This is a genomic window from Capillimicrobium parvum (assembly GCF_021172045.1).
In the GTDB taxonomy this organism is placed as follows: Bacteria; Actinomycetota; Thermoleophilia; order Solirubrobacterales; family Solirubrobacteraceae; genus Capillimicrobium; species Capillimicrobium parvum.
Map to the genome: position 1 here is coordinate 5804096 of NZ_CP087164.1, position 21165 is coordinate 5825260.

The following is a 21165-nucleotide window of genomic DNA, read 5'->3' on the forward strand; positions in this document are numbered from 1 at the left end:
GACGGCGCCGCCGCGCGGCATACTTGGTCTCGTGTCCACCGCCACGTCGCTCGAAGCGGCCCTCGAGCCGATCCGCGCCGATCCCGCCCGCGCCGCCGTGCTGCTCGACGTCGACGGCACGCTTGCGCCGATCGTCCGCCACGCGGACGACGCCCACGTGCCGGAGCCGACGCGATCGGTGCTGATCGCCGTCTCGCGCAAGTATCCGGTGACCGCGTGCGTGAGCGGGCGCCGCGCCGCGATCGCCCGCCGGATCGTGTCGATCGGCTCGATCTCCTACGTCGGCAACCACGGCGCCGAGCTCCTGCGCGCCGGGCGCACGGAGCCCGAGCTCGACCCGGAGTTCGCGGCCGCGGGCGAGCGCGTGCGGGCCTTCCGCGACGAGGTGTGGCGCGACGACGCCCGGCTTCAGCGCCTGCGGGTCCGCGGCGAGGACAAGGGCGAGATCGCCGCGTTCCACTGGCGCGGCGCCCCGGACGAAGCCGTCGCCGAGGCCGCCGTCCAGGAGGTCGCCGCACACGCCGAGGCGGCGGGGCTCGTGGCGCACTGGGGGCGCAAGGTGCTCGAGGTGCGCCCGCCGGTCCACGTCGACAAGGGCGCCGGGATCGCGCGCCTGCTCGCCGGCGTCGACGTCGACACGGCGATGTACGTCGGCGACGACACCACCGACCTCGATGCGTTCCGCGGGCTGCGGGCGCTCGTCGCCCAGGGCCGGCTCGAGTCCGCGCTCTGCGTCGGAGTGCGATCCGACGAGACGCCGCCCGAGCTCGAGCGCGAGGCCGACCTGCTCGTCGACGGACCGGCGGGCGTCCGCAGCGTGCTCGAGGCGCTGCTCTGAAGTTCACGGACTTCCTCAAGGCGACGGTCTTCATCAGCGCCGGCGCGGCCACCGCACTGGCCGCCGTGACGGTCGTCGGCGCCGCGAACCGCTCCGAGAGCCTGCTCGTGCCGCTGATCGCCGCGTGGTGGCTGCTCGCGACGCTCTACGGGTTGTGGCTCGGGCGCAAGCACGAGACCTCGCCGCCGATCGCCAAGCTCCTCGCCGACGCGCGCGCGGCGACGGTTCTCCCCGAGCAGCGGCCCGGCCTGATCCTCCTCAACCGCCTGTGGCCGCTGCTGATCTCGACGATCGCCGCCGGCGCCCTAGCCTTCCTGGCGCCCCAGGTCGCCGGGATCGCCTGCGGCTTCGCGATCATCTGGGCGCTGGCCTGGCGCCATCAGGAGAAGGCGGTGACGGCGATCGAGGAGCGCGACGGGGTGGAGTTCTTCGTGGAGCGCACGTCGCCGTTCCAGCCGATCAAGCTGGTGCGCGCCCAGGGCTTCCGGCGCGACATCGCGCCGGTCGTCTGATGGCGCGGGCGGCGCTGTCGGCGGCGCAGGCCCGGCGCGTGGCGCTGGCCGCCCAGGGCTTCGGCGGCCCGCGCGGCGACGGGTCCGGACCGCCGGGCGCGCGGGCGATGCTCGCCATGGCGCAGCGTCTCGGGGTCCTGCAGATCGACTCGGTGAACGTGCTCGCCCGCGCGCACTACCTGCCGCTGTTCAGCCGGCTGGGACCGTACGACCGCGACCGTCTCGACCAGGCGGCGTGGCGCGCGCCGCGGCGGCTGTTCGAGTACTGGGGCCACGAGGCATCGCTGCTGCCGGTCGCGCTGCAGCCGCTGCTGCGCTGGCGCATGGCGCGGGCGGGCGACGACGCCTGGGGCGGCATGCGGCGCATCGCGACCGAGCAGCCCGCGCTCGTCGCACGCGTGCTCGAGGACGTGCGGGCGCGCGGGCCGGTCTCGGCCGCCCAGCTCGCCGACGACGAGGCGCCGCGACGCTCGGGCCCATGGTGGGGCTGGTCGGACGTCAAGCGGGCGATCGAGTGGCTGTTCTGGAGCGGGCAGGTGACGTCGGCGCGGCGACGCGGCTTCGAGCGGATGTACGACCTGCCGGACCGCGTGCTTCCGCGAGAGGTGATCGCGGCGCCGACGCCCGCCGAGGCCGACGCGCACCGCGAGCTCGTGCGGATCGCCGCGCGGGCGCTCGGCGTCGCGGCCGAGCGCGACCTGCGCGACTACTTCCGCCTGCCCCTGGCGGGCGCCCGGACCGCCGTCGCCGAGCTCGTGGAGGCCGGCGAGCTGCTGCCGGTCGAGGTGGAGGGCTGGCGCACGCCGGGCTACCTGGACCCGGGCGCGCGCGTGCCGCGCCGGGTGCACGCCCGCGCCGTGCTCGGGCCGTTCGATCCGCTCGTGTGGGAGCGCTCGCGGGTCGAGCGGCTGTTCGGCTTCCGGTTCCGGCTGGAGATCTACGTGCCCGCGCCCAGGCGCGTCCACGGCTACTACGTGCTGCCGTTCCTGCTCGGCGACCGGCTCGTCGCGCGGGTCGACCTCAAGGCCGATCGTGCGGCGGGCGCGCTCCTCGTCCAGGCCGCGTGGGCGGAGGCGCAGGCGCCGGACGAGACCGCGGCCGAGCTGGCCGAGGAGCTGCGGACGATGGCGGGATGGCTCGGCCTCGAGCGCGTCGAGGTGCGCGACCGCGGGGACCTGGCGGGCGCGCTGCGCGGGGCGGTCGGGCCCGGAGGCCGGTGAGCGCGTGGCCGACGTCCTGCTCGTCTCCCTCGCCTCGACCGCCGGGCTGCGCGCCGCCGACGCCGGGCTCGCGGGGGCGCTCGAGCGCGCGGGCGCGTCGGTGGCCGTCGTGGCGCCGCGCGCTCCGCGGCCGGTGCGCACGTTCGCGCTGACGGACCTCGCCTGGGCGCGCGCGGCGCGCGCGGCGGCGGCGCGGGGCATCGCCGAGCACCGCCCGGACGCGATCCTCTACGGCGCGATGGGCGCGGCGCTGCTGTGGCCGCGGCCGGGCGCGATCCGGCTCGACGCCCCGATGGCGGCCAACCGGCCGGGGCGCCACGGCCTCTGGCAGCGGCCGGTCGAGCGGCGCCGGCTGCGCGAGGCGCCGCTGCTGGTGGCGGTGAGCGCGCAGACCCTCGACGAGACCCCTCGCCCGCATCCGCCGGCGGTCGTCGTCCCGATCGCCGTCGCGCCGTCGGGTCCGTCCGCATCCGCGTCCGCGCGCGACGTCGCCGCGCTCACCTACGCGGCCAACCCGCACAAGAAGGGCCTCGACCGCGTGCTCGCGGCGTGGGCGCGGGCCCGGCGGCCCGGCGAGGAGCTGTGGGTCGCGGGCGTCGAGCCGGGCGCCCGGTCCGATGGGGTGCGCTGGGCGGGCCGCCTGCCGGCGGGCGAGTATCGGACGCTGCTGCGGCGAGCGCGGGTGTTCGTGGCGGCGCCGCGGCGCGAGGACTACGGCATCGCGCAGCTCGAGGCGCTGGCCGACGGCTGCGTGCTCGTCACGACCCCCGCGCCGGGGCCGTACGAGGCGCTGCCGATCGCGCGCGGGCTGGACCCGCGGCTGGTCGGCGACGACCTCGCGATGGCGATCCGGACGGCGCTCGACGACCCCGCGCCCGGGTACGCGGCGCGCGCGGCGGCGGCGCTCGAGCGCTTCGGCCCGGCCGCCGTGGACGCCACGGTCGCGCGGGAGCTGCTGCCCGCGCTGCTGGGCAGCGCGGGCCGCTGACGCCTCCCTACGCCGGGCCGAGCGCGCGCTCGCGCCGGCGCCGGCGCAGCGCCCCGCGCCAGACCAGCAGGGCGGCGAGCAGCACGATGAGCGGCGCGCCGACGGCCAGGCCCACGATGAGGCCGCCCGCCACGCCGGCCAGGATGGAGCCGGCGTCCGACAGCGCGTCGCCGATGGTCCAGCCCTGGTCGGAGCCGTCGCCCGCGCCGCCGCCCGGCCGATCGCGGGACGTCGTCAGGTCGAACGACACGCGGGCGTAGCTGGTGCGCTCGCGCATCGTCGCCATCGTCGCCCGCGCCGAGGCGATCTCGCGCTGGAGCTCGTCGAGACGGTCGCGCAGCCGGTTGGCCGCCTCCGTGTCGGTCTCGGCGGCCAGGCGGCGGCGGACGGACGAGCGCTCCGCGACGAGGTCGCCGAGGCGGTCGGACGCCGACACGAAGGCGCCGGTGACGTCCACGCCCGTCTCGTGGCGCGACTCCACGCGCCCGAGCTCGGACAGGTCGGCCAGCGTCTGCTCGAGCCCGCCGACCGGCACGCGCAGCGAGAACGTCGCGCGGCCGTCGCCGGCGGCGGTCGACACCGAGGACGTCTCGACGATCGCGTCGGCGCCCGCGGCGATCTGCGGGACGCGTGCGGCGGCCTCGTCGAAGCGGTCCCGGGCGACGGAGACCTCGAGGTCGGCGGTGCGCTCGACGCGGCGCCGGCCGGGCTCGGTGCCGGCGCCGGAGCTGGAGCCGGGCGCCGTCGCGCTGCCGAGCGTGCCGCCGGATCCGCTCTGCGCGCTGGACGGCGGCGCGGCCTGCTCGCCACTGGAGGTCGACGGCGCCGACGACGACGGCGACGCGGCGCCGTCGCGCGAGGACTCCGCGCCGGCCGCGGACGTCGCGGTGCTCGCGTCGCCGCCGGCGGCGATCGTGTCCGACGCCGTGCCGCCGCCCGATCCGCCGCCGCTGAGCAGCGCCGCCGCGACGACGACCACGACGACCGCCGCGGCCAGCGACCGCGCGGCCAGCGGCGTGAACAGCCGCACGCGGACGGCCGGCCACCGCCGGAGCCGGCGCGGCTGGGCGCCGGCCGCGCTGCCCGCTTGGGGAAACCCGGCGGCGGCGCGCTCGTCGAGCCGGGCGGTGAAGTCCTCGCTCGGACGGGGCGTGACGGCCTGCAGGTCCTCGGCGAGCACGGCGAGGTCGGACAGGTCGGGCTCGACGGCGTCGCCGCGCAGCGCGGCCTCGAGGGCTTCGAGCTCGCGCGCCGCGACCGGGTCGAGGGTGGGGTCACGACGCGACATGGCAGGCCTCCCGGAGCTTCGTGATGGCGCGATGAAGGAGCGAGCCCGCGTTGGACTCGCTGACGCCGAGGACGCGTGCCAGCTCGGCGTTTGTCAGGCCGCCGGCGAACTTCAGCGCAACGATCTCGCGCTCGCGCGGCGGCAGGGCGCGCAGCGCGGCGGACACCGCGGTGCGGCGCTCGGCCGCGTCCGCGTCGTCGGCGGGGTGGGCCAGGCTCTCGTCGGGCAGGTCGGCGACGAGCGGCGCCTGGCGCCTGCGCCGCCGCAGCTCGTCGAGGGCCGCGTTGCGGGCGATGCCGAACAGCCACACGCGCGGCGTGCCCCGGCCGGGCCGGAAGCTGTCGCGCTTGCGGTACGCGCGCTCGAAGGCGAGCGCCGTGACGTCCTCGGCGGACTGCCGGTCGCCGAGCAGGCCGGCGACGTAGCCGTAGACCGCGTCGCGGTGCTCTCGATAGAGGGCTTCGAAGGTCACGCGGGCCTCGGCACGAGGTGTGGGAAGTGGGACGGCGAGCGTGGTCACATCTCTACTACGACCGTGGCCGGGATCCATCACGGAAACCGCCCCACCCTCCCATCCACCGTCGAGTTCCTCCGCCTCACGCTGAGAAACTCGACGCTCGGCGCGGGGAGTGGGGCGCGGGGCGCGGGCAGTGGTGCGCGGGCAGCCGACTCAGCGGGCGCGCTTGCGCAGCGGCGCGAACCGGGCCCACGGCAGCGCGTTCGCCACGTCGTCGCGCCCCAGCCAGGCCCGGCGCGCGGTGGCGATGCCCCAGCGCACGTTCGACAGCGTGCTGACCCCGTGCGAGTCCGAGTTCACGAGGATCCGCACCCCGGCGTCGTGCGCCGCACGGGCGTGGACGTCGTTGAGGTCGCGGCGGTCCGGGGCCGAGTTGATCTCGATCATGGTGCCCGTGCGCGCCGCCGCCTCGACGAGCGCGTCGATGCTCACCGCGTACGGCGCCCGCGACTCGATCTTGCGGCCGGTCGGATGGCCGATCGCGTCGATGTACGGGTGCTCGCAGGCGGCCACCATGCGCTTGGTCATCTCGGCCTCGCCGATGCCGAAGCTCGTGTGGACCGACCCGATCACCCAGTCGAGCGCGGCCAGCAGCTCGTCGTCGTAGTCGGGGGAGCCGTCGGGCAGGATGTTCACCTCGCTGCCGGCGAGGATCTCGATGCCCTCGATGCGGGCGTTGACCTCTGCCACCGCCTCGATCTGCGCGCGCAGCTCGTCCGGCGAGACGTCGTTGCCGAACCCGTGCGTCGCCGAGTGGTCGGTGATCGCGATGTACTCGTAGCCGCGCTCGAGCGCCGCACGCGCCATCTGCTCGATCGAGTTGCGCCCGTCGCTGGCGGTCGTGTGCATGTGCAGGTCGCCGCGCAGGTCGGAGACCTCGATGAGCCGCGCCGGCAGACCCCCGTTCGCCGCGGCGGCGAGCTCGCCACGGCCCTCGCGCAGCTCCGGCGCGATCCACGCCAGGCCGAGCCGCTCGTAGACGCCCTCCTCGGTCTCGCAGTGCAGCGTCTCGCCGCTCGCATCGTCGAGGATGCCGTACTCGCTGACGTGCAGCCCGCGCCGCACCGCGGCCTCGCGCAGCGCGACGTTGTGCGCCGCCGAGCCGGTGAAGTGCTGCAGGAGGTTGCCGAACTGCCCCGGTTCCACGACGCGCAGGTCGACCGGCATGCCGTTGTGCGTGCGCGCGCGGCCCGCGTTCGGCCCGGCCACCGAGGCCGACTCGATCACGTCCAGCTCGCCCAGCGCCGCCGCGAGCGCGGCCGGGTCCGTCGCCGTCGCGATGATGTCGAGATCCTTGACGGAGTCCGCCAGCCGCCGGGCGCTGCCGGCGAGTTCGACGCGGTCGGCCGCGTGGTGCGCGCGCAGCTCGTCGCGGATCTGCTCGCCGAGGCCGAGCGCCCGCGGCAGCAGGACGCGCGGCGCCGGCTGCTCGCCGAGGCCCGCGTCGAGCGCCTCGATCACCGTGCGCTCGAACTTCGGGCCGAAGCCGCGGATGCCGCGCAGCTGCTGACCCTCCGCCGCCTCCCGCAGCGCGTCGAGCGAGTCGATGCCGAGCTGGTCGAAGAGCTGGCGCGCGCGCTTGGGCCCGAGGCCGGGCAGGCGCGTGAGGTCCATGAGCCCCGGCGGGAAGCGGGCGCGCAGCTTCTCGGCGGCGGGGATGGAGCCCGTGTCGAGCAGCGCGAGGATCTTCTCCTCGAGCGTCCTGCCGACGCCCGGAAGCTCGGTGACCCGCCCCTCGCGCGCGAGCGCGCCGACCGACATCGGGGCGTCGCGGATGGCCCGCGCGGCGGTGCGATAGGCGAGGACGCGGTGGATGACGGCCCCGTCGAGCTCGTAGAGATCGCCGAGCTCGTCGAGCGCGGCGGCGATGGCGAGGTTGGAGTAGTCCGGCACGAGGGCTCTCGCCTACAGTAACCCGCTCGCATGCACGGTCCCCCCTCCGGCCCGCCGTGGCTCGTCCTGCCCACCTACGACGAGGCCCCGAACATCGAAGCGATCGTGCGCGCCGCCCATCAGGTGCTCTCGGAGGCCGCGCCGGAGGGCTTCCGGATCCTCGTCGTCGACGACGACTCGCCCGACGGGACGGGCGTGATCGCCGACCGGCTGGCCGCCGAGCTGGCCGAGGTCGCGGTCCTGCATCGTCGCGCGCGCGAGGGCCTCGGGCCCGCGTATCTCGCCGGCTTCGACCACGCGCTGGACGCGGGCGCGGGCTACGTGCTCGAGATGGACGCCGACTTCTCGCACGACCCCGCCGACCTCCCGCGGCTGCTGGACGCCGTGCGCTCGGGCCGCGCCGACCTCGCGCTCGGCTCGCGCTACGTCGACGGCGGCGGCGTGCAGGACTGGAGCCTGCTGCGGCGGCTCGTGTCCCGCGGCGGGTCGGCGTACGCCGCGGCCATGCTCTCGCTGCCCCAGCGCGACCTCACCGGCGGCTTCAAGTGCTTCCGGCGCGAGGTGCTCGAGACGATCGACCTGCCGAGCGTGCGCTCGAAGGGCTATGCGTTCCAGGTCGAGCTGACCTACCGCGCCACCCTCGCGGGGTTTCGCGTGCTCGAGGTCCCGATCGTTTTCCGCGACCGCGTTCGCGGGCAATCCAAGATGAGCTGGCGGATCGCGACGGAGGCGGCGTGGCTGGTGCCGCAGCTGAGGCGCCGCGGCTGAGGCGGGCCCCTCGCTTCATTTTGTATAGTAGGTCGTCAATCCCACCGTACGAGGAGAACCAGATGGCAGCGCTCCAGGACGTCACCGACGCGAACTTCCAGGCGGAGGTCATCGAGGCCAGCGACCCTGTGCTGGTCGACTTCTGGGCGCCCTGGTGCGGGCCGTGCCGCGTGGTCGGCCCGGTGCTCGAGGAGATCGCCGAGGAGCGCAACCTGCGCGTCGTCAAGCTCAACGTCGACGACAACCAGGAGACCGCCGCCAAGTACGAGGTCCTCTCGATCCCGACCATGATCCTCTTCAAGAACGGGGCGGTCGCCACGAAGATCATCGGCGCCTACCCAAAGCGCAAGCTCGAGAAGGAGCTCGAGCCCGCACTCGCCTAGCGCCCGCGCTCGGCGGTCAGCCGCCGCCGAGGGCGCGCCCGAACAGCTCGAGCGTGCGCTCCCAGGAGCGAGCCGCCGCGGCCTCCTGGTAGCGCGCGCCCGGCAGCATGAAGCCGTGCTCGGCGCCGTCGTGGACGTCGATGGTCGCGGCGAGGCCGTGCGCCTCGACCTGCTCGCGCACCGCGTCCTGGTGCGCGGGCGGCACCATCGCGTCCGCGCCGCCGAAGCCGAAGTACAGCTCCGCCGTCGCCCGGGCGAGCCCGATGTGCGGCGAGTCCGGCGAGTCCTCCTGCAGCAGCGCGGTCGGGTGCAGCGCCGCGCCCGCCGCGAAGCGCTCCGGGAACGCGCTCACCGCCCGCACCACGAAGCGCCCGCCCATGCAGAACCCGATGCAGCCGAGCGGCGCGTCCGCGGCCCGCGCATCGCCGTCGAGGAACGTGAGCACGCCCTCGGTGTCGCGCAGGACCATGTCGTCGCCCAGCCGGCTCAGCATCTGCATCATCGCGTCGCGATCGTCCGGGCCGAACGTGATGCCGTCGCCGAAGCGGTGGTACAGGTCGGGCGCCACCGCGAGGTAGCCCTCGTCGGCCAGCCGCCGGACGATGCCACGCAGCCCGTCGGTGAGCCCCGGCGCCGCCATGTAGACGACCACGGCGGCAAACGGCGCCCCGTCGTCCGGATGGGCCACGTACGCCTCCATCGGCCCGTCCGGCGTGCCGATGCGGACGTCTCGCTCGATCATCGTGCGTCCCCTTCCCCGACCCAGTGGTCGATCAGCGTGCGGGCGATCGCCAGCCGCGGCGGCAGCGCGAGCGAGCCCGCCCGCAGCTCCTCACGCGCGAACCAGCGGATGTCCTGCAGCTCGCCGTCGGCCGCAACCGGCTCACCGCCCGCGTAGCGGCAGGTGAAGCCGAGCATGAGCGACGCCGGAAACGGCCACGGCTGCGACGAGTGGTACCTGACGTCGTCGACGCGCACGCCGGCCTCCTCCCACACCTCGCGCGCCACCGACTCCTCGAGCGACTCCCCCGGCTCGACGAACCCCGCCAGCGCGCTGTAGCGGCCCGCGGGCCACGCCGCCTGACGGCCCAGGAGCGCCCGGTCGCCGTCCATGACGAGCATGATCACGACCGGGTCGGTGCGCGGATGGTGCTGCGCGCGGCAGACCGGGCAGACGCGGACGAAGCCGCCCTCCCGCGGCTCGGTCGGCGCGCCGCAGTTCGCGCAGAAGCGGTGACGGCGGTGCCAGTTGCCCATGGCGACCGCGAAGGCGATCAGCCCGCCGTCGGCCTGGCCGACCACCGGCGCGAGCTCGCGCAGGCTCACGGCACGACCCTCGACGGGCGCGATCGCCGTCTCGACCGCGAACAGGGGCGCGCCGTCGCGCACCCCGAGCAGGACCGGCGCCGTGCCCTCGAGCGGCTCGGCGTCCGCGAGCGGAGCGAGCAGCGGGGACGGCGCGTCCGCCGCGGGCGCCTCGAGCGCGTCGACGTCCCAGTCGTCGGCCGGCAGCGGGCGCGGCTCGCCGGTGACGACCGGCTCGCCGCCCACCGTCAGCACGGCGCGGGCGCCGGGATCGGCGAGCGCCCGTTCGAGCCAGGCCGGGTCGGCGCGGCGGGCGGCGGCGCGGTCGAGGTCCGCGCCGGCGAAGGTGTTCGTCCGGGTGGGCACCCCGGCAGCTTGGCAGGGCACGCCGCGCCGCGGCGGCCCGCGCCGCCGGACGCCGACCCGTCGCCCGCTACCGCGAGTGCGCCACGCCGCGCCGCGGCGGGCCGCGCCGCCGGACGCCGACCCGTCGCCTGCTACCGCGAGTGCGCCACGTACACGTCGCACGGCGCGCGATGGACCACGCCGTCGCTGACGCTCTGGCCCAGGATCCGCGCGGCCAGCCCGGCGCCGTGGCTGCCCACGACGATCAGGTCGGCGCCCTGCTCCTTGGCCACCGCGACGATGGCCTCTTCGGGGTGGCCGACCGCGGCGATGGCGTCGGCCTCCACGCCGCGCGCGCTCAGCAGCGCCTGCGCCTCCTGCAGCTGCTCGGCGTGCCGCTCGGGCGGATCGGCCGGGTCGACGCCCCCGCCGACGCGCGACGCTCCCTGCAGCACCGGCGACACGCTGGTGGCGATCAGCCTCGCGCCGAACGCCTGCGCGAGATCGGCCGCGCGCTCCAGCGCCAGGCGGGCCGAGTCGCTCGCGTCATAGGCCACGACGATCGTCTGCACCGCAAACCTCCTCGATGGATGCAATCCAGCGAGGCGACGCTACCAGCGCGCAGGCTCCGCGACTAGTCCAATTGGTTCAAACCCGCGCGACGGCGATGCGCAGCTCGCGACCCTCGATGGTCGCCGCGTCCCCCGTGTCCCCCGTGCCCGCACCGTCGTACACGACGGAGCGGGCGAGCGTCTCGCCGCTCACATACGGCTCGAACGCTCGCGCCGCGTCCAGCAGCTCGACGTCGCCGCCGAGCGTCAGCTCGATGCGGTCCTCAACCTCGAGGCCCGCGCGCTTGCGCGTCTCCTGCACCGCGCGCACCACCTCGCGCGCCAGGCCCTCCATGCGCAGCTCCTGGTCGAGGGCGAGGTCGAGCGCCACCGCGTGCGAGCCCTCGCGCTCGAGCTGGTAGCCCTCGAGGGGCTGCATCGCGAGCTGGAGGTCGTCGCCGGTCAGCTCGTGGTCGTGGCCGTCGACGGAGATGCCGATCGTGCGGCCCTCGCGCAGCGCCACCGCCACGTGGCCGGGGTCGAGCGCGGCGATGGCGTCCGCGGCACGGGGCATGTGCTTGCCGAACCGCGGGCCGAGCGACCGGTAGTTGGCCTTGATCTGGTAGGAGCCGAGCTCGTCGGCGGTGCCGACGAACCGCAGCTCCTTGACGTTGAGCTCGTCGGCCACGACGTCGGCGAGGCGCTCGATCGCCGCGCGCTCGCGGCCCGCGGCGACGACGACCGCCTCGCGCAGCGGCTGGCGGATCTTGACCTTCGCCTGGGCGCGGGCCGACAGCCCGAGCCGCACGGTCTCGCGCGCGATCGCCATGGCGTCCTCGAGCAGGACGTCGCGCTCGGCCGGCCGCGGCCAGTCGGCGAGGTGCACGGACGGCTCGCTGCCGTCCAGCCCCTCGTAGAGCTCGTCGGCGACGAACGGGGTGAACGGGGCCAGGAGCTTCGCCACCGTCAGCAGGCACGTGTGCAGGGTGTCGAACGCCGCCTGGTCCCCGTCCCAGAAGCGCCGGCGCGAGCGCCGCACGTACCAGTTGGAGAGGTCGTCGACGAACGCCGCGATGGCGCGGCCGCCGATCGTGGCGTCGTAGCCGTCGAGGCGCTCGGTCACCTCGGTCACGGTGGCGCTGAGGCGCGACAGGATCCAGTGGTCGAGCTCGGTCGGCTCGCTCGGCCGCTCGGGCCGGTAGCGGTCGTAGAACGCGTACGTGTTCCACAGCTGGCGCAGGAAGCCGCGCACCTGCTCGCCGATCGCCTCCAGCGAGAAGCGGTAGCCGTCCCACGGTTGCTTGGACGTGAAGAAGTACCAGCGGAAGGCGTCGGCGCCGAACTCGTCGAGCACGTCCCACGGCACGACGACGTTGCCGCGCGACTTGCTCATCTTCTGGCCGTGCTCGTCGGTGATCAGGCCGAGGCAGACGACGTTGCGAAACGACGAGCGGTCGAACAGCAGCGTCGAGACCGCGACGAGCGAGTAGAACCACCCGCGGGTCTGGTCGAGCGCCTCGCAGATGTAGTCGGCGGGGAAGCGCTCCTCGAAGACCGCCTCGTTCTCGAACGGCGCGTGCCACTGGGCGAACGGCATGGCCCCCGAGTCGAACCACACGTCGATGACCTCCGGCACGCGCTGCATGCGCCGGTTGCACTGCGGGCAGGGGAAGCCGACCTCGTCGACGTACGGGCGGTGCGGGTCCTCCAGGCGCACGCCGGAGAGCTCCTCGAGCTCGTCGAAGGACCCGACGCAGTGCAGATGCCCCTCGTCGCAGCGCCAGATCGGCAGCGGGGTGCCCCAGTAGCGCTCTCTCGACAGCGCCCAGTCGACGTTGTTCTCCAGCCAGTTGCCGAAGCGGCCGTGCTTGATGTGCTCGGGGTGCCAGTTGATCGTCTCGTTGGACGCCAGCAGCCGGTCGCGGATGCGCGACGTGGCGATGTACCAGGACGGCTTGGCGTAGTAGAGCAGCGGGGTGCCGCAGCGCCAGCAGTGCGGGTAGGAGTGCTCGTAGAGCTCGGCGCGCACGAGCCGGCCGCGGGCGCGCAGATCCTCGACGAGGTCGGCGTCGGCGTCCTTGACGAACCGCCCGGCGTAGCGGCCGATGCGCTCGTCGTACCTGCCGTCGAGCTGGACGGGGTTGACGACGTTCAGCCCGTAGCGCTGGCCGAGCGCGAAGTCGTCCTCGCCGAACGCGATCGCGGTGTGCACGAGGCCCGTGCCGTCGGTCGCGGTGACGAAGTCCGCGAGCAGGACGGAGTGGCCGCGCTCGCCGTACTCGGCCGCCTTGATGTAGCCGAACGGCGCCTCGTAGCGCACGCCGTCGAGCGCCGCGCCGGGGAAGCGCTCGAGGATCTGCGCGTCCTCGCCGAGCACGCGCTCGACGAGCTGCTCGGCCAGGATCGCGACCCCCTGCGGGTAGCGGGCGCGGACGTACGTGAGCTCGGGATGGGCGGCGACGGCGGCGTTGGAGACGAGCGTCCACGGCGTCGTCGTCCAGACGAGCAGGTCGTCGCCGCGCTGCGCCGGCCCGCCGTCCTCGGTGACCGGGAAGCGCACGTAGACGGAGGGGTCCTCGACGTCCTTGTAGCCGAGCGCGACCTCGTGGCTGGACAGCGCGGTGCCGCAGCGCGGGCAGTACGGGACGACCTTGTGGCCCTCGTAGAGGAGGTCCTTGTCGAAGATCTGGCGCAGCGCCCACCACACGGACTCGATGTACGTCGCGTCGAGCGTGCGGTACGCGTGCTCGAGGTCGACCCAGAAGCCGATCCGCTCCGTCAGCCGGTTCCAGTCCTCGAGGAACTCGAAGACCGACTCGCGGCACTTCTGGTTGAACTCGGCGATGCCGTAGGCCTCGATCTCCTGCTTGGTCGTGATGCCGAGCTGCTGCTCGACGGCGATCTCGACCGGCAGGCCGTGCGTGTCCCAGCCGCCCTTGCGCTCGACCCGGTAGCCCTGCATCGTCTTGTAGCGCGGGTAGATGTCCTTGAAGACGCGCGCGAGGACGTGGTGTGCGCCGGGGCGCCCGTTGGCGGTCGGCGGCCCCTCGTAGAACACGTACGACGGCGAGCCGTCGCGGCGGCGGACGGACTCGCGGAACACGTCGCGCTCGCGCCAGCGCGCGAGCACCCGCTCCTCGAGCATCGGAAACGAGACGTTGGGATCGACCGGCATGGACGTTTGAGTCTAGGAGGCGTGCAGGCGCTCGGCCCGCAGGACGAGCAGCAGCTCGAAGCGCGCCTGGGGATCCTCGAGCGCGTCGCCGAGTGCCTCGCGCAGCTGGGCGAGGCGATAGCGGACGGTCTGCGGATGCACGTGCAGCTGCCTGGCGACGGCGGGCGCGCTGCCCTGCAGCTCGAGCCAGGCCAGCAGGGTCTCGGCGAGCCGGGCGCGCGCCGCCGGCGCGGCGGCGTCGAGCGGAGCGAGGCGGCGGGCGGCGAGCTCGGCCAGCGGCTCGCGGGCGGCGTCGAGCGCGAGGTCGGCGAGGTGGTCGTCGACGCGCAGCGGGCCGGCCGCGTGGGCGCCGCGCAGGGCGAGCAGGCGCCGGGCCGGCCGCAGGGAGTCCGACGCGGCCAGGGGCTCCACCGCGGGGCCGATGGCCGCCCGCCGTCCCGCGAGCACCGCGTCGAGGCGCTCCGCCCGGCCGGGGCCGGTGGGGTCGGGGACGAGCAGGCACGGCTCGCCGCCGACGCTGCCGGGAAGCACGCCGGCGCCGAGGCGCCGCGCGAGCGTGTCGGCGTCGCCCGGACGGGTCAGCGCGACCGCCGCGAGAGCCCGGGGCGGCGCCCACGACGCGCGGGCGGCGGCCGTCTCGACGAGCTCGCGGTCGGCGCCGTCGGGGTCGAGCAGGAGCTCCAGCAGCCGGGTGCGGCGGCGGCTGTGCTCGCCGGCCGCGGCGGACTGCGCCTCGGCGTAGCCCTCGACCGACTGCGCGGCGAGCTCGTCGATGTAGGCGAAGATCGCCTCGGCGAGCATGGGCAGCGCCTCCGCCGGCAGCTCGGCCGCCGCCGCGGCCACCGCGAGATGGCGCCAGGCGAGGCGTGCGCCGAGGCGGTAGGCGGCCTGCAGCGAGTCGAGGCTCCGGCCCGCGCGCATCTCCCCGCGGCCCAGGGCGCGGTAGACGCGCGAGTCCTCGATGCGGTGCGAGGGGTTCTCGATGAGGCGGACGAAGCGCTCGAGCGCCTCCGCGACCCCCTCGCGCAGCGCCCGCCCGAACGCGCCCTCGATGGGCCGCTTGTACTCCGGGATCGACTCCGCGATCGCGAGCGTGATCGCCTCGCTCAGATCCGGCAGCGCGGGGCGCAGGTACGCCGCGAGGGAGGGCGGGAGGTCCTCCCAGGGCCGGTCGCGAGCCTGCAGCACGTTCGGCATTGGCATCAGTGTCACAAATCTGACGGTTGATGCGCGCGCCGAAGGGGAAGAGACCGGTCCTGGTTGTGCCTACCGTAGTGAGCGTGTCGATCCTGCCCGACGTCTCCGCCCGGCCCTCGTGGCGCGGGCGCACCCACGCGTGGGCGTTCGTCGCGGCGGTGATCGGCGGCGCGGCGCTCGTCGCGGCGGCGCCCGACGGCCGGGCCCGTCTGGCGCTCGGCATCTATGCCGCAACCGTGGCCGGGCTGTTCGGCGTGAGCGCGGTCTACCACCGCGTGCCGTGGCGGTCGGCGGCGGCGCGGGCGTGGATGCGGCGCGCCGACCACGCCATGATCTTCCTGCTGATCGCCGGCACGTACACGCCGTTCGCGCTGCTCGTGCTGAAGGGGCCGACCGCCGACGCGATCCTCATCGCGATCTGGGCCGGGGCCGCGGCCGGCATCGTGCTCAAGCTGATCTGGATCCATGCGCCGAAGTGGCTCGGCGCGAGCGCGTACGTCGCGCTCGGGTGGATCGCGCTCGCCGCGGTGCCCGAGCTCGTCGAGCACGCGGGCGTGACCGCCACGGCCGTGCTCGGCGTCGGCGGCCTGCTCTACACGATCGGCGCGGTGGTGTACGCGGTGCGGCGCCCGGACCCGATCCCGTCGGTGTTCGGCTATCACGAGGTCTTCCACGCGCTGGTGATCGCCGCGGCGGCGCTGCAGTTCGCGGTGGTCGCCGCGCTCACGCTGTAGCCGGAGGCGCCCCCGCCCCGGGACGGTGCCGCGCCTATCCCTTGCGAACGTGCGTGCAGGCCCAGCGCGCCTCGGTGTCTACAGCGAGATCGAGCGTGATGAACAGGCGCGTGCGCTTGCCGTCGATCCCGGTCGCGGTCGAGCCGTCGAGCCCGCCTCCGGTGAACCTCGTCACACCGGACCCGGCGTCGTAGCGATAGCGCCCCACCGCGCCCCTCCCCTGGCGGTAGCGGTTCCTGGCCAGCAGGGTCACGAAGCCGCGCTGCTCGCTGCGGTAGCCGTCGCCGGTGTAGACCGACTCCGCGCACCCGAACTTGCCGAGCAGCGGAGGGCCGGCCGGGCGTTCGCGCGGGTCGTCCTGCGCGAAGGCGGCGGGCGCGGCGGCGGCCGCGAGGCCGGTGGCGCAGAAGGCGAGCAGAAGGCGGGAGAGGGTTCGGATCATCGCTTGGGCGTCTCCAGAGAGTGGATGGTCGGACCGCTATCGGCAGTCCAGGCGGATCGCTGAACCCCAGCGCGCCGGTGATGGCCGCAGCTCGCCGGGTCGCGTCGTCGCCGTCAGACCGGAGCGATGGTGATGAGCGTCCCGTGAACGGCGGTGCTCTGACCCATGTCGGCCTTCTCGCCGGCGTTGAGGACGTTGACGTTCGCGCCGGAGGCTTCGCGCTTGGGCCAGCGGCCCTTGGGCGCGTAGGCGACGCCGCGCGGAACGCCGTCGTCGGTCGCGAGAGTCAGCGGGAGCGCGCCGGCCGGGCCGGTGACCGTGACGAGCGCACCCGCGGCGAGCCCGCGCGCGGCCGCCTCGTCGGGGTGCAGCGAGATCGTCGGCGGCCCCATCTGGCGGGCGACCTTGATGTCGTTGGCATAGCTGTCGTTCAGCGTCCACTCCGAGGCGGGCGTGAGCAGGCGCAGCGCGTCGCCGGCAGGGCGGGCGTCGACGATCGGCAGCGGGGTGCGGGGCAGCCCGTCGGCCTGCGCCGCGGCCGAGGCGAGCTCGATGCGCCCGCTCGCCGTGGGGAACGCCGCACCGGCGAACTGGACCTCCGGCTCGTCGTTGGGCCAGATCGTGCCCGCCTCGCACAGCTGCGCGAAGTCGACGCCGTGGCCGGCGCGCTCGAGCAGGGTGGCGATGACGACGTCGTCGGGCTCGCGCAGGGCCGGGTCGTCGAAGCCCATCGCGGCGGCCAGGCGGCGGAAGATCTCGGTGTTCGGCAGCGCCTGGCCGGGCGGGTCGACGACGCGCTGCTGCGCGGAGAGGCTGCGGTGGAAGTAGGAGGCGACGATGTCGTCGAACTCGAGGAAGCCCGCCGCGGGCAGGACGACGTCGGCGAGGTCGGTCGTGTCCGTCGCGAAGAGGTCGATCGCCACGGTGAAGAGGTCGTCGCGGCTCAGGGCCGTGCGCAGCTGCGCCTGCTGGGGGTTGGAGGCCGCGATGTTGATGTTCCAGGCGACGAGTGCGCCGGCCCGCGCCGGGTCGGCGAGGACCTCGGCGAGGTCCATGTGGCTGACGGGCGGCGGCGGCGCGGGCCGATCGCCGGCCGGCCCCGCGCCGCTCGCGAGCCAGTCCTCGTCGATCCGGCGGCTCGCCGCGCCGTTGAGATAGAGGAAGCCGGTGCCGGGCCGGCCGAGGTTGCCGGTCGCGGGCGGCAGCGCGGCCACGGCGCGCACGACGTTGCCGCCGAGCGGCTGGCGCTGGAGCCCCTGACCGATCCACAGCAGCGACGGGCCCGCCGCATATACGCGGGCGGCACGCTCGATCGCCGCGACGTCAATGCCGGTGAGCGCGGCGGCCCAATCCGGCGTCGCGGCCTGCACGTGCGGCAGCAGCTCGTCCCAGCCGACGGCGTGGGCGGCGAGGTAGGCCTCGTCGACGAGCCCGTCGCGGTGGGCGACGTGCAGCAGCGCGAAGGCGAGCGCGGCATCCGTGCCGGGGAAGGGCTGGAGGTGGATGTGGGCGGCGCGGGCGGTCTCGGTGCGGATCGGGTCGACGACGATCAGGGTCGCGCCGCTCTCGGGCAGCCAGTGCTCGTGCTGGTGGGGCGCCGACACCGCCGGGTTCGCCCCCCAGACGAGGATGCACTCGCTGTCGCGCGCGGTGCGCGGATCGAAGCCGTCGACCGAGTCGCCATAGACGTACCGCAGCGCGACGTGGCCGGCGTTGTTGCAGACCGTGTCCGGGTCGACCTCCGTCGCGCCGAGCCGGGCGAAGAAGCGCAGCGGGAACGCGTAGGCCAGCAGCGACAGCGTGCCGGTGTAGTGGGCGTTGAGGATCGCCTGCGGGCCCTGCGCCGCCGCGACCGCGTGCAGGCGCTCGGCGATCGCGCCCAGCGCCTCGTCCCACGACACGGGCGTGAAGGCGCCGGCGCCCTTGGGCCCGCTGCGGCGCAGCGGCTCGGTGAGCCGCGCGTCGGGGTCGAGGAGGACGCCGTTGTAGGCCGCGGTGCACTTGCGGCACAGCTTCCCGCGGCTGACCGGATGCTCGCGGTCGCCGCGGACGCGGATCTGCCCGTCGCGGCGCAGCACCTCGATGCCGCAAGCGTCGTAGCAGTCGCGCGGACAGGTGGTGCGCAGGACCTCGATGGCGCTCATGGACGGACATCCTCGCGCCTCGCGCTCGCGACCGCTAGTGCAGCCGTCCGGAAGTCTTCGAGGTAATTCGGTGGATGATCGTGCGTGGCTGGGGGTGGTCAGACGCGTGCGAGCGCCGCCGAGACCCGGGGAACTTGCGGATGGGTGTACCAGGGCCACGTCGCGGGCGCTCACCGCAGATAGCGCGCGACGAACGGCGCGAGCGTGGCCGCGAACACGGCGTTCATGTGGTTGTCGTCCTGGGGGACGTACGCGCCGCCGACCACCGGGAAGCACCGGGCCGGCGCGCAGAGCTGGCGGGTCAGGTCGATCACCCGCACGCGCGGGCCGCGGGCCGCCGCCGCCGCGGCGAGTGGATCGGGCGTGAGGACGCTCGCTCGCGGCAGGGCGCAGGCGCGCCCGGCGTCGCGGTGGCGGCGCAGCGCCGCGCGCACGCAGCCCGGCGTGCGCACCGTGGTCGCCGGGATGTCGCGCAGGACGTAGATGCGACGGACGTGCGGCGGCACCTGGTCGAGCATCGCCGCGAAGCCGGCGCCCGTCCCGCCGTACCCGGCCACGCCGCCCTGCGGCCCCCACGCGGGCTGCGCCCAGCTCGCGACGAACACCGTGCGCACCTCGCGGTGCGCACGCAGCCACGCGAGCGTGGTGCCGTGCTGCTCGACGCAGTCCGCGGGACCGAGGTCCGGGCTGACCGGGATCTGGACGCTGAACGGGCAGCCGGGCCGCGTGATCGACACGCCCCGCCACCGCCGCTCGAGCGCGACGACCTCGAGCGCGGCGCGCCACATCCGCGCGTGGCTGTCGCCGAGCAGTGCGACGGTGGCCCGGCTGCGCCGCCGTGCGACCCCGAACGCGCAGGGATCGAACGCGCGGGTGACCCGGCGGGTGTGCAGCACCCGGCACGGCGAGCTCGGCGTGACCTGCGCGGCGGCGGGCCGGGGGGAGACCGTTTCACGCAGGACGGGGTTGTGGCAGGCGCGGCGCGGGTCGCGCGACGCGGCGCCGAAGCAGCGCGGGTGCTCCGGCGCCGGCGCGGCGGGGACCGCGGGCGCCGCGGCGCCCAGCGCGCCGCCGATCGCGGCGGCGATCGCCGCCCGCCGCCAGCCGCTCACGTGTTCTGCTGGTAGACGTGCACGACGCGCCGCGTGCCGCGCGTACACGTCACGCGCGCGTCGATCTCGGTCGGGATCGTCGTGCGGCGCTCGCGGCAGCGGAAGCCGAGGACCCGCTCGTCGCAGCGCCCCGCCCGCCCGTCGCGCACCCGGCAGCGGTGGTAGGCGAGCGCGAGCCGGCTGCCGGTCGCGCAGCTCGTGCCGCGCACCGACAGGGCGATGAAGTACCCGGAGCCGGGATACGCTGGCGGCTTGCACGCCCGGGCCGCGCCGCCGATGACACCTCCGGCCGCCGGCGCGGCGGCGACCAGCGCGGCAACGACCGCGACCGCACCCAGGCCCAGGCCCCCGCGCAGCGCCATCACATGACTCTACGCCGCGAGCTTGCGGCAGATCTCGGCGAGCGAGCGCTTCTCCTGCTCGTCGAGCACGCTGAACGCGGCGGTGACGCGCTGCGTGTGCTCGGGGAACAGCCGGTCCACGACCTCGCGGCCCGAGGGCGTGAGCATCACCGAGGCGGCACGGCGGTCGGTCACGAGCCGGCGCCGCAGCACGAGGCCGCGGCCCTCCAGCGTGCTGACGACCTCCGTCGCGTTCGCCTTCGACGTCCGCAGCCGCGTGCGCAGCGCGCGCAGTTCCAGCTCGCCGCCCGCCGTCGTCAGCACGACGAGCACCGAGAAGCCGGTCGCCGACAGGCCCTCCCGCTCGAGATCGGCCGACAGCCGCCGCCGGACCTGCGCCTCCGCCCGGATCAACGACTCGAGCGCGCGATGGGCGAGCGGGTCGACGGGATGGAGGGTCATCGCGCGCGAGAACCTATCCCGCGACGCGGACGGCTCGGCGCGGCCGGCGGGCGGTCAGCGCGCGGACTGCAGCAGCGCGCCGAGCTCGACATCCGCGCCGGGCTGGGAGCGCCCGATCAGCCGGTCGAGCACCGTGTCGCGCGCGGCGAGCGGCGCGTCGCCGAGCCGCGTCACCGTCGATGCGCCCGTGTCGGGCAGCGCGCCGCGGAAGTCGAGCACCTCCACGCCGGGGGCGTGGCGGCGGGCGGCGAAGACGAGCCGCCCGAGCGTGTCGAGCGGGGCCCGGCGACCCGCGAGCACGAGCGCCGCGGGATGCAGCGCCCGAACGGCCCGCGACACGCGGTCGTGGTCGAGGTCGACGCTGAGGGCGAGCGTCCGCAGCCCGCTGCGCCGCAGCATGAGCTCCAGCGCCTGCACGTGCAGCGCGTCGAGGTCGAGCGGCCCGGCCGCGTCGAAGATCAGCACGCCCTCCGCGCGGTGCGCGGGCGGCGCGACGCGCTGATGCGCCGCCAGCCACCCGGTCGAGAAGCGCCAGGCGAAGCCGAGCTCGGGCGAGCGACCGCCCGGCTCGCTCTCGTCGGCGAGCGACTCGACCGCGACCAGGAGCACCTCCTCGACCGTGCGCTCGACCGACCGCACGGCCAGGCTCTCCTCGAGCAGGCGGTCGGCGCGGACCTCGTCGAAGCGCGTGAACGCGTCGGCCAGCCGGGCCGGCGACGCCGGCCCCTCGCCGCGCTGGCGCGCGACGGAGATCGCCGACGAGATGTTGTGCGTCTCGGCGAATGCCTGGCGCAGCGCCTCGATCTCGGCGAGATCGAACTGGCGATGGCCGCCCTGCGTGCGCCGCGGGTGCGGGAACCCGAAGCGGCGCTCCCAGGAGCGCAGCGTGTTCGGGCTGACGCCGAGCATGGCGGCTGCGGCGTTCGTGCGCACGACGCTCATGGCGACAG

General features: G+C 75.3%; 21 protein-coding genes. 7 read left to right on the top strand and 14 right to left on the bottom strand.

Annotation, left to right across the window (positions count from 1 at the left end; genetic code table 11):
- Positions 1–31 precede the first annotated feature (31 nt).
- From otsB to DSM104329_RS28090, 4 genes are all read left to right on the top strand, one after another.
- Complete coding sequence (gene otsB, locus DSM104329_RS28075) at positions 32–838, top strand: trehalose-phosphatase (protein ID WP_259313178.1); 807 nt, start codon at positions 32–34, stop codon at positions 836–838.
- Positions 839–903: 65 nt separating this feature from the next.
- Positions 904–1350 carry a hypothetical protein gene (locus DSM104329_RS28080; protein ID WP_259313179.1) on the top strand — a complete coding sequence of 149 codons (447 nt, stop codon included), beginning with the start codon at positions 904–906 and terminating at the stop codon, positions 1348–1350.
- Entirely contained in the window at positions 1347–2570 is a 1224-nt protein-coding gene (locus DSM104329_RS28085; RefSeq protein WP_407655954.1) for a winged helix-turn-helix domain-containing protein, read from the top strand. Before DSM104329_RS28080 ends, DSM104329_RS28085 begins: the two co-directional genes overlap by 4 nt.
- A 4-nt stretch (positions 2571–2574) precedes the next feature.
- Positions 2575–3558 carry a glycosyltransferase gene (locus DSM104329_RS28090; RefSeq protein WP_259313181.1) on the top strand — a complete coding sequence of 328 codons (984 nt, stop codon included), beginning with the start codon at positions 2575–2577 and terminating at the stop codon, positions 3556–3558.
- Between the two features lie 7 nt (positions 3559–3565).
- Here DSM104329_RS28090 and DSM104329_RS28095 read toward each other — a convergent pair whose 3' ends face one another.
- The 3 genes from DSM104329_RS28095 to polX form a co-directional block, all read right to left on the bottom strand.
- Positions 3566–4846 (bottom strand): DUF4349 domain-containing protein, encoded by a 1281-nt coding sequence (locus tag DSM104329_RS28095; protein WP_259313182.1) that lies wholly within the window; start codon positions 4844–4846, stop codon positions 3566–3568.
- Complete coding sequence (locus DSM104329_RS28100; protein ID WP_259313183.1) at positions 4833–5318, bottom strand: RNA polymerase sigma factor; 486 nt, start codon at positions 5316–5318, stop codon at positions 4833–4835. Before DSM104329_RS28100 ends, DSM104329_RS28095 begins: the two co-directional genes overlap by 14 nt.
- Before the next feature lie 198 nt (positions 5319–5516).
- Complete coding sequence (gene polX, locus DSM104329_RS28105; protein WP_259313184.1) at positions 5517–7256, bottom strand: DNA polymerase/3'-5' exonuclease PolX; 1740 nt, start codon at positions 7254–7256, stop codon at positions 5517–5519.
- A gap of 30 nt (positions 7257–7286) precedes the next feature.
- Here polX and DSM104329_RS28110 point away from each other — a divergent pair, with 30 nt between their 5' ends.
- A complete protein-coding gene (locus DSM104329_RS28110; RefSeq protein WP_259313185.1) occupies positions 7287–8024 on the top strand; it encodes a polyprenol monophosphomannose synthase in 738 nt (245 codons plus the stop codon).
- Between the two features lie 62 nt (positions 8025–8086).
- A complete protein-coding gene (gene trxA / locus DSM104329_RS28115) occupies positions 8087–8407 on the top strand; it encodes a thioredoxin (protein ID WP_259313186.1) in 321 nt (106 codons plus the stop codon).
- 16 nt (positions 8408–8423) lie between these two features.
- Here trxA and DSM104329_RS28120 read toward each other — a convergent pair whose 3' ends face one another.
- The 5 genes from DSM104329_RS28120 to DSM104329_RS28140 form a co-directional block, all read right to left on the bottom strand.
- Positions 8424–9149, bottom strand: a complete 726-nt coding sequence (locus DSM104329_RS28120) for a dienelactone hydrolase family protein (RefSeq protein WP_259313187.1) — start codon at positions 9147–9149, stop codon at positions 8424–8426.
- Complete coding sequence (gene nudC / locus DSM104329_RS28125; protein WP_259313188.1) at positions 9146–10078, bottom strand: NAD(+) diphosphatase; 933 nt, start codon at positions 10076–10078, stop codon at positions 9146–9148. The genes DSM104329_RS28120 and nudC overlap by 4 nt, the downstream gene beginning before the upstream one ends.
- A gap of 131 nt (positions 10079–10209) precedes the next feature.
- Positions 10210–10629, bottom strand: a complete 420-nt coding sequence (locus DSM104329_RS28130; protein ID WP_259313189.1) for a universal stress protein — start codon at positions 10627–10629, stop codon at positions 10210–10212.
- A gap of 76 nt (positions 10630–10705) precedes the next feature.
- A complete protein-coding gene (gene ileS / locus DSM104329_RS28135; RefSeq protein ID WP_259313190.1) occupies positions 10706–13783 on the bottom strand; it encodes an isoleucine--tRNA ligase in 3078 nt (1025 codons plus the stop codon).
- A gap of 12 nt (positions 13784–13795) precedes the next feature.
- Positions 13796–14986, bottom strand: coding sequence for a helix-turn-helix domain-containing protein (locus DSM104329_RS28140; RefSeq protein WP_259313191.1), 1191 nt, complete (start codon positions 14984–14986; stop codon positions 13796–13798).
- A gap of 77 nt (positions 14987–15063) precedes the next feature.
- Between DSM104329_RS28140 and trhA the strand changes: the two genes are divergently transcribed.
- Complete coding sequence (trhA, locus tag DSM104329_RS28145; RefSeq protein ID WP_259313192.1) at positions 15064–15714, top strand: PAQR family membrane homeostasis protein TrhA; 651 nt, start codon at positions 15064–15066, stop codon at positions 15712–15714.
- A 34-nt stretch (positions 15715–15748) separates the two neighbouring features.
- On the opposite strand, the gene DSM104329_RS28150 is transcribed toward trhA, so the two are convergent.
- The 6 genes from DSM104329_RS28150 to DSM104329_RS28175 form a co-directional block, all read right to left on the bottom strand.
- A complete protein-coding gene (locus DSM104329_RS28150) occupies positions 15749–16156 on the bottom strand; it encodes a hypothetical protein (protein ID WP_259313193.1) in 408 nt (135 codons plus the stop codon).
- A gap of 113 nt (positions 16157–16269) precedes the next feature.
- Positions 16270–18300, bottom strand: coding sequence for a molybdopterin-containing oxidoreductase family protein (locus tag DSM104329_RS28155; protein ID WP_259313194.1), 2031 nt, complete (start codon positions 18298–18300; stop codon positions 16270–16272).
- Between the two features lie 170 nt (positions 18301–18470).
- Positions 18471–19412 carry an SGNH hydrolase domain-containing protein gene (locus DSM104329_RS28160; RefSeq protein ID WP_259313195.1) on the bottom strand — a complete coding sequence of 314 codons (942 nt, stop codon included), beginning with the start codon at positions 19410–19412 and terminating at the stop codon, positions 18471–18473.
- Positions 19409–19774: a hypothetical protein gene (locus tag DSM104329_RS28165; protein ID WP_259313196.1), complete on the bottom strand. Its 366-nt coding sequence runs from the start codon at positions 19772–19774 to the stop codon at positions 19409–19411. The genes DSM104329_RS28160 and DSM104329_RS28165 overlap by 4 nt, the downstream gene beginning before the upstream one ends.
- A 9-nt stretch (positions 19775–19783) precedes the next feature.
- Positions 19784–20215 carry a MarR family winged helix-turn-helix transcriptional regulator gene (locus DSM104329_RS28170; RefSeq protein WP_259313197.1) on the bottom strand — a complete coding sequence of 144 codons (432 nt, stop codon included), beginning with the start codon at positions 20213–20215 and terminating at the stop codon, positions 19784–19786.
- A 54-nt stretch (positions 20216–20269) separates the two neighbouring features.
- Positions 20270–21157 (bottom strand): MerR family transcriptional regulator, encoded by an 888-nt coding sequence (locus DSM104329_RS28175; protein ID WP_259313198.1) that lies wholly within the window; start codon positions 21155–21157, stop codon positions 20270–20272.
- Between the last annotated feature and the right edge of the window lie 8 nt (positions 21158–21165).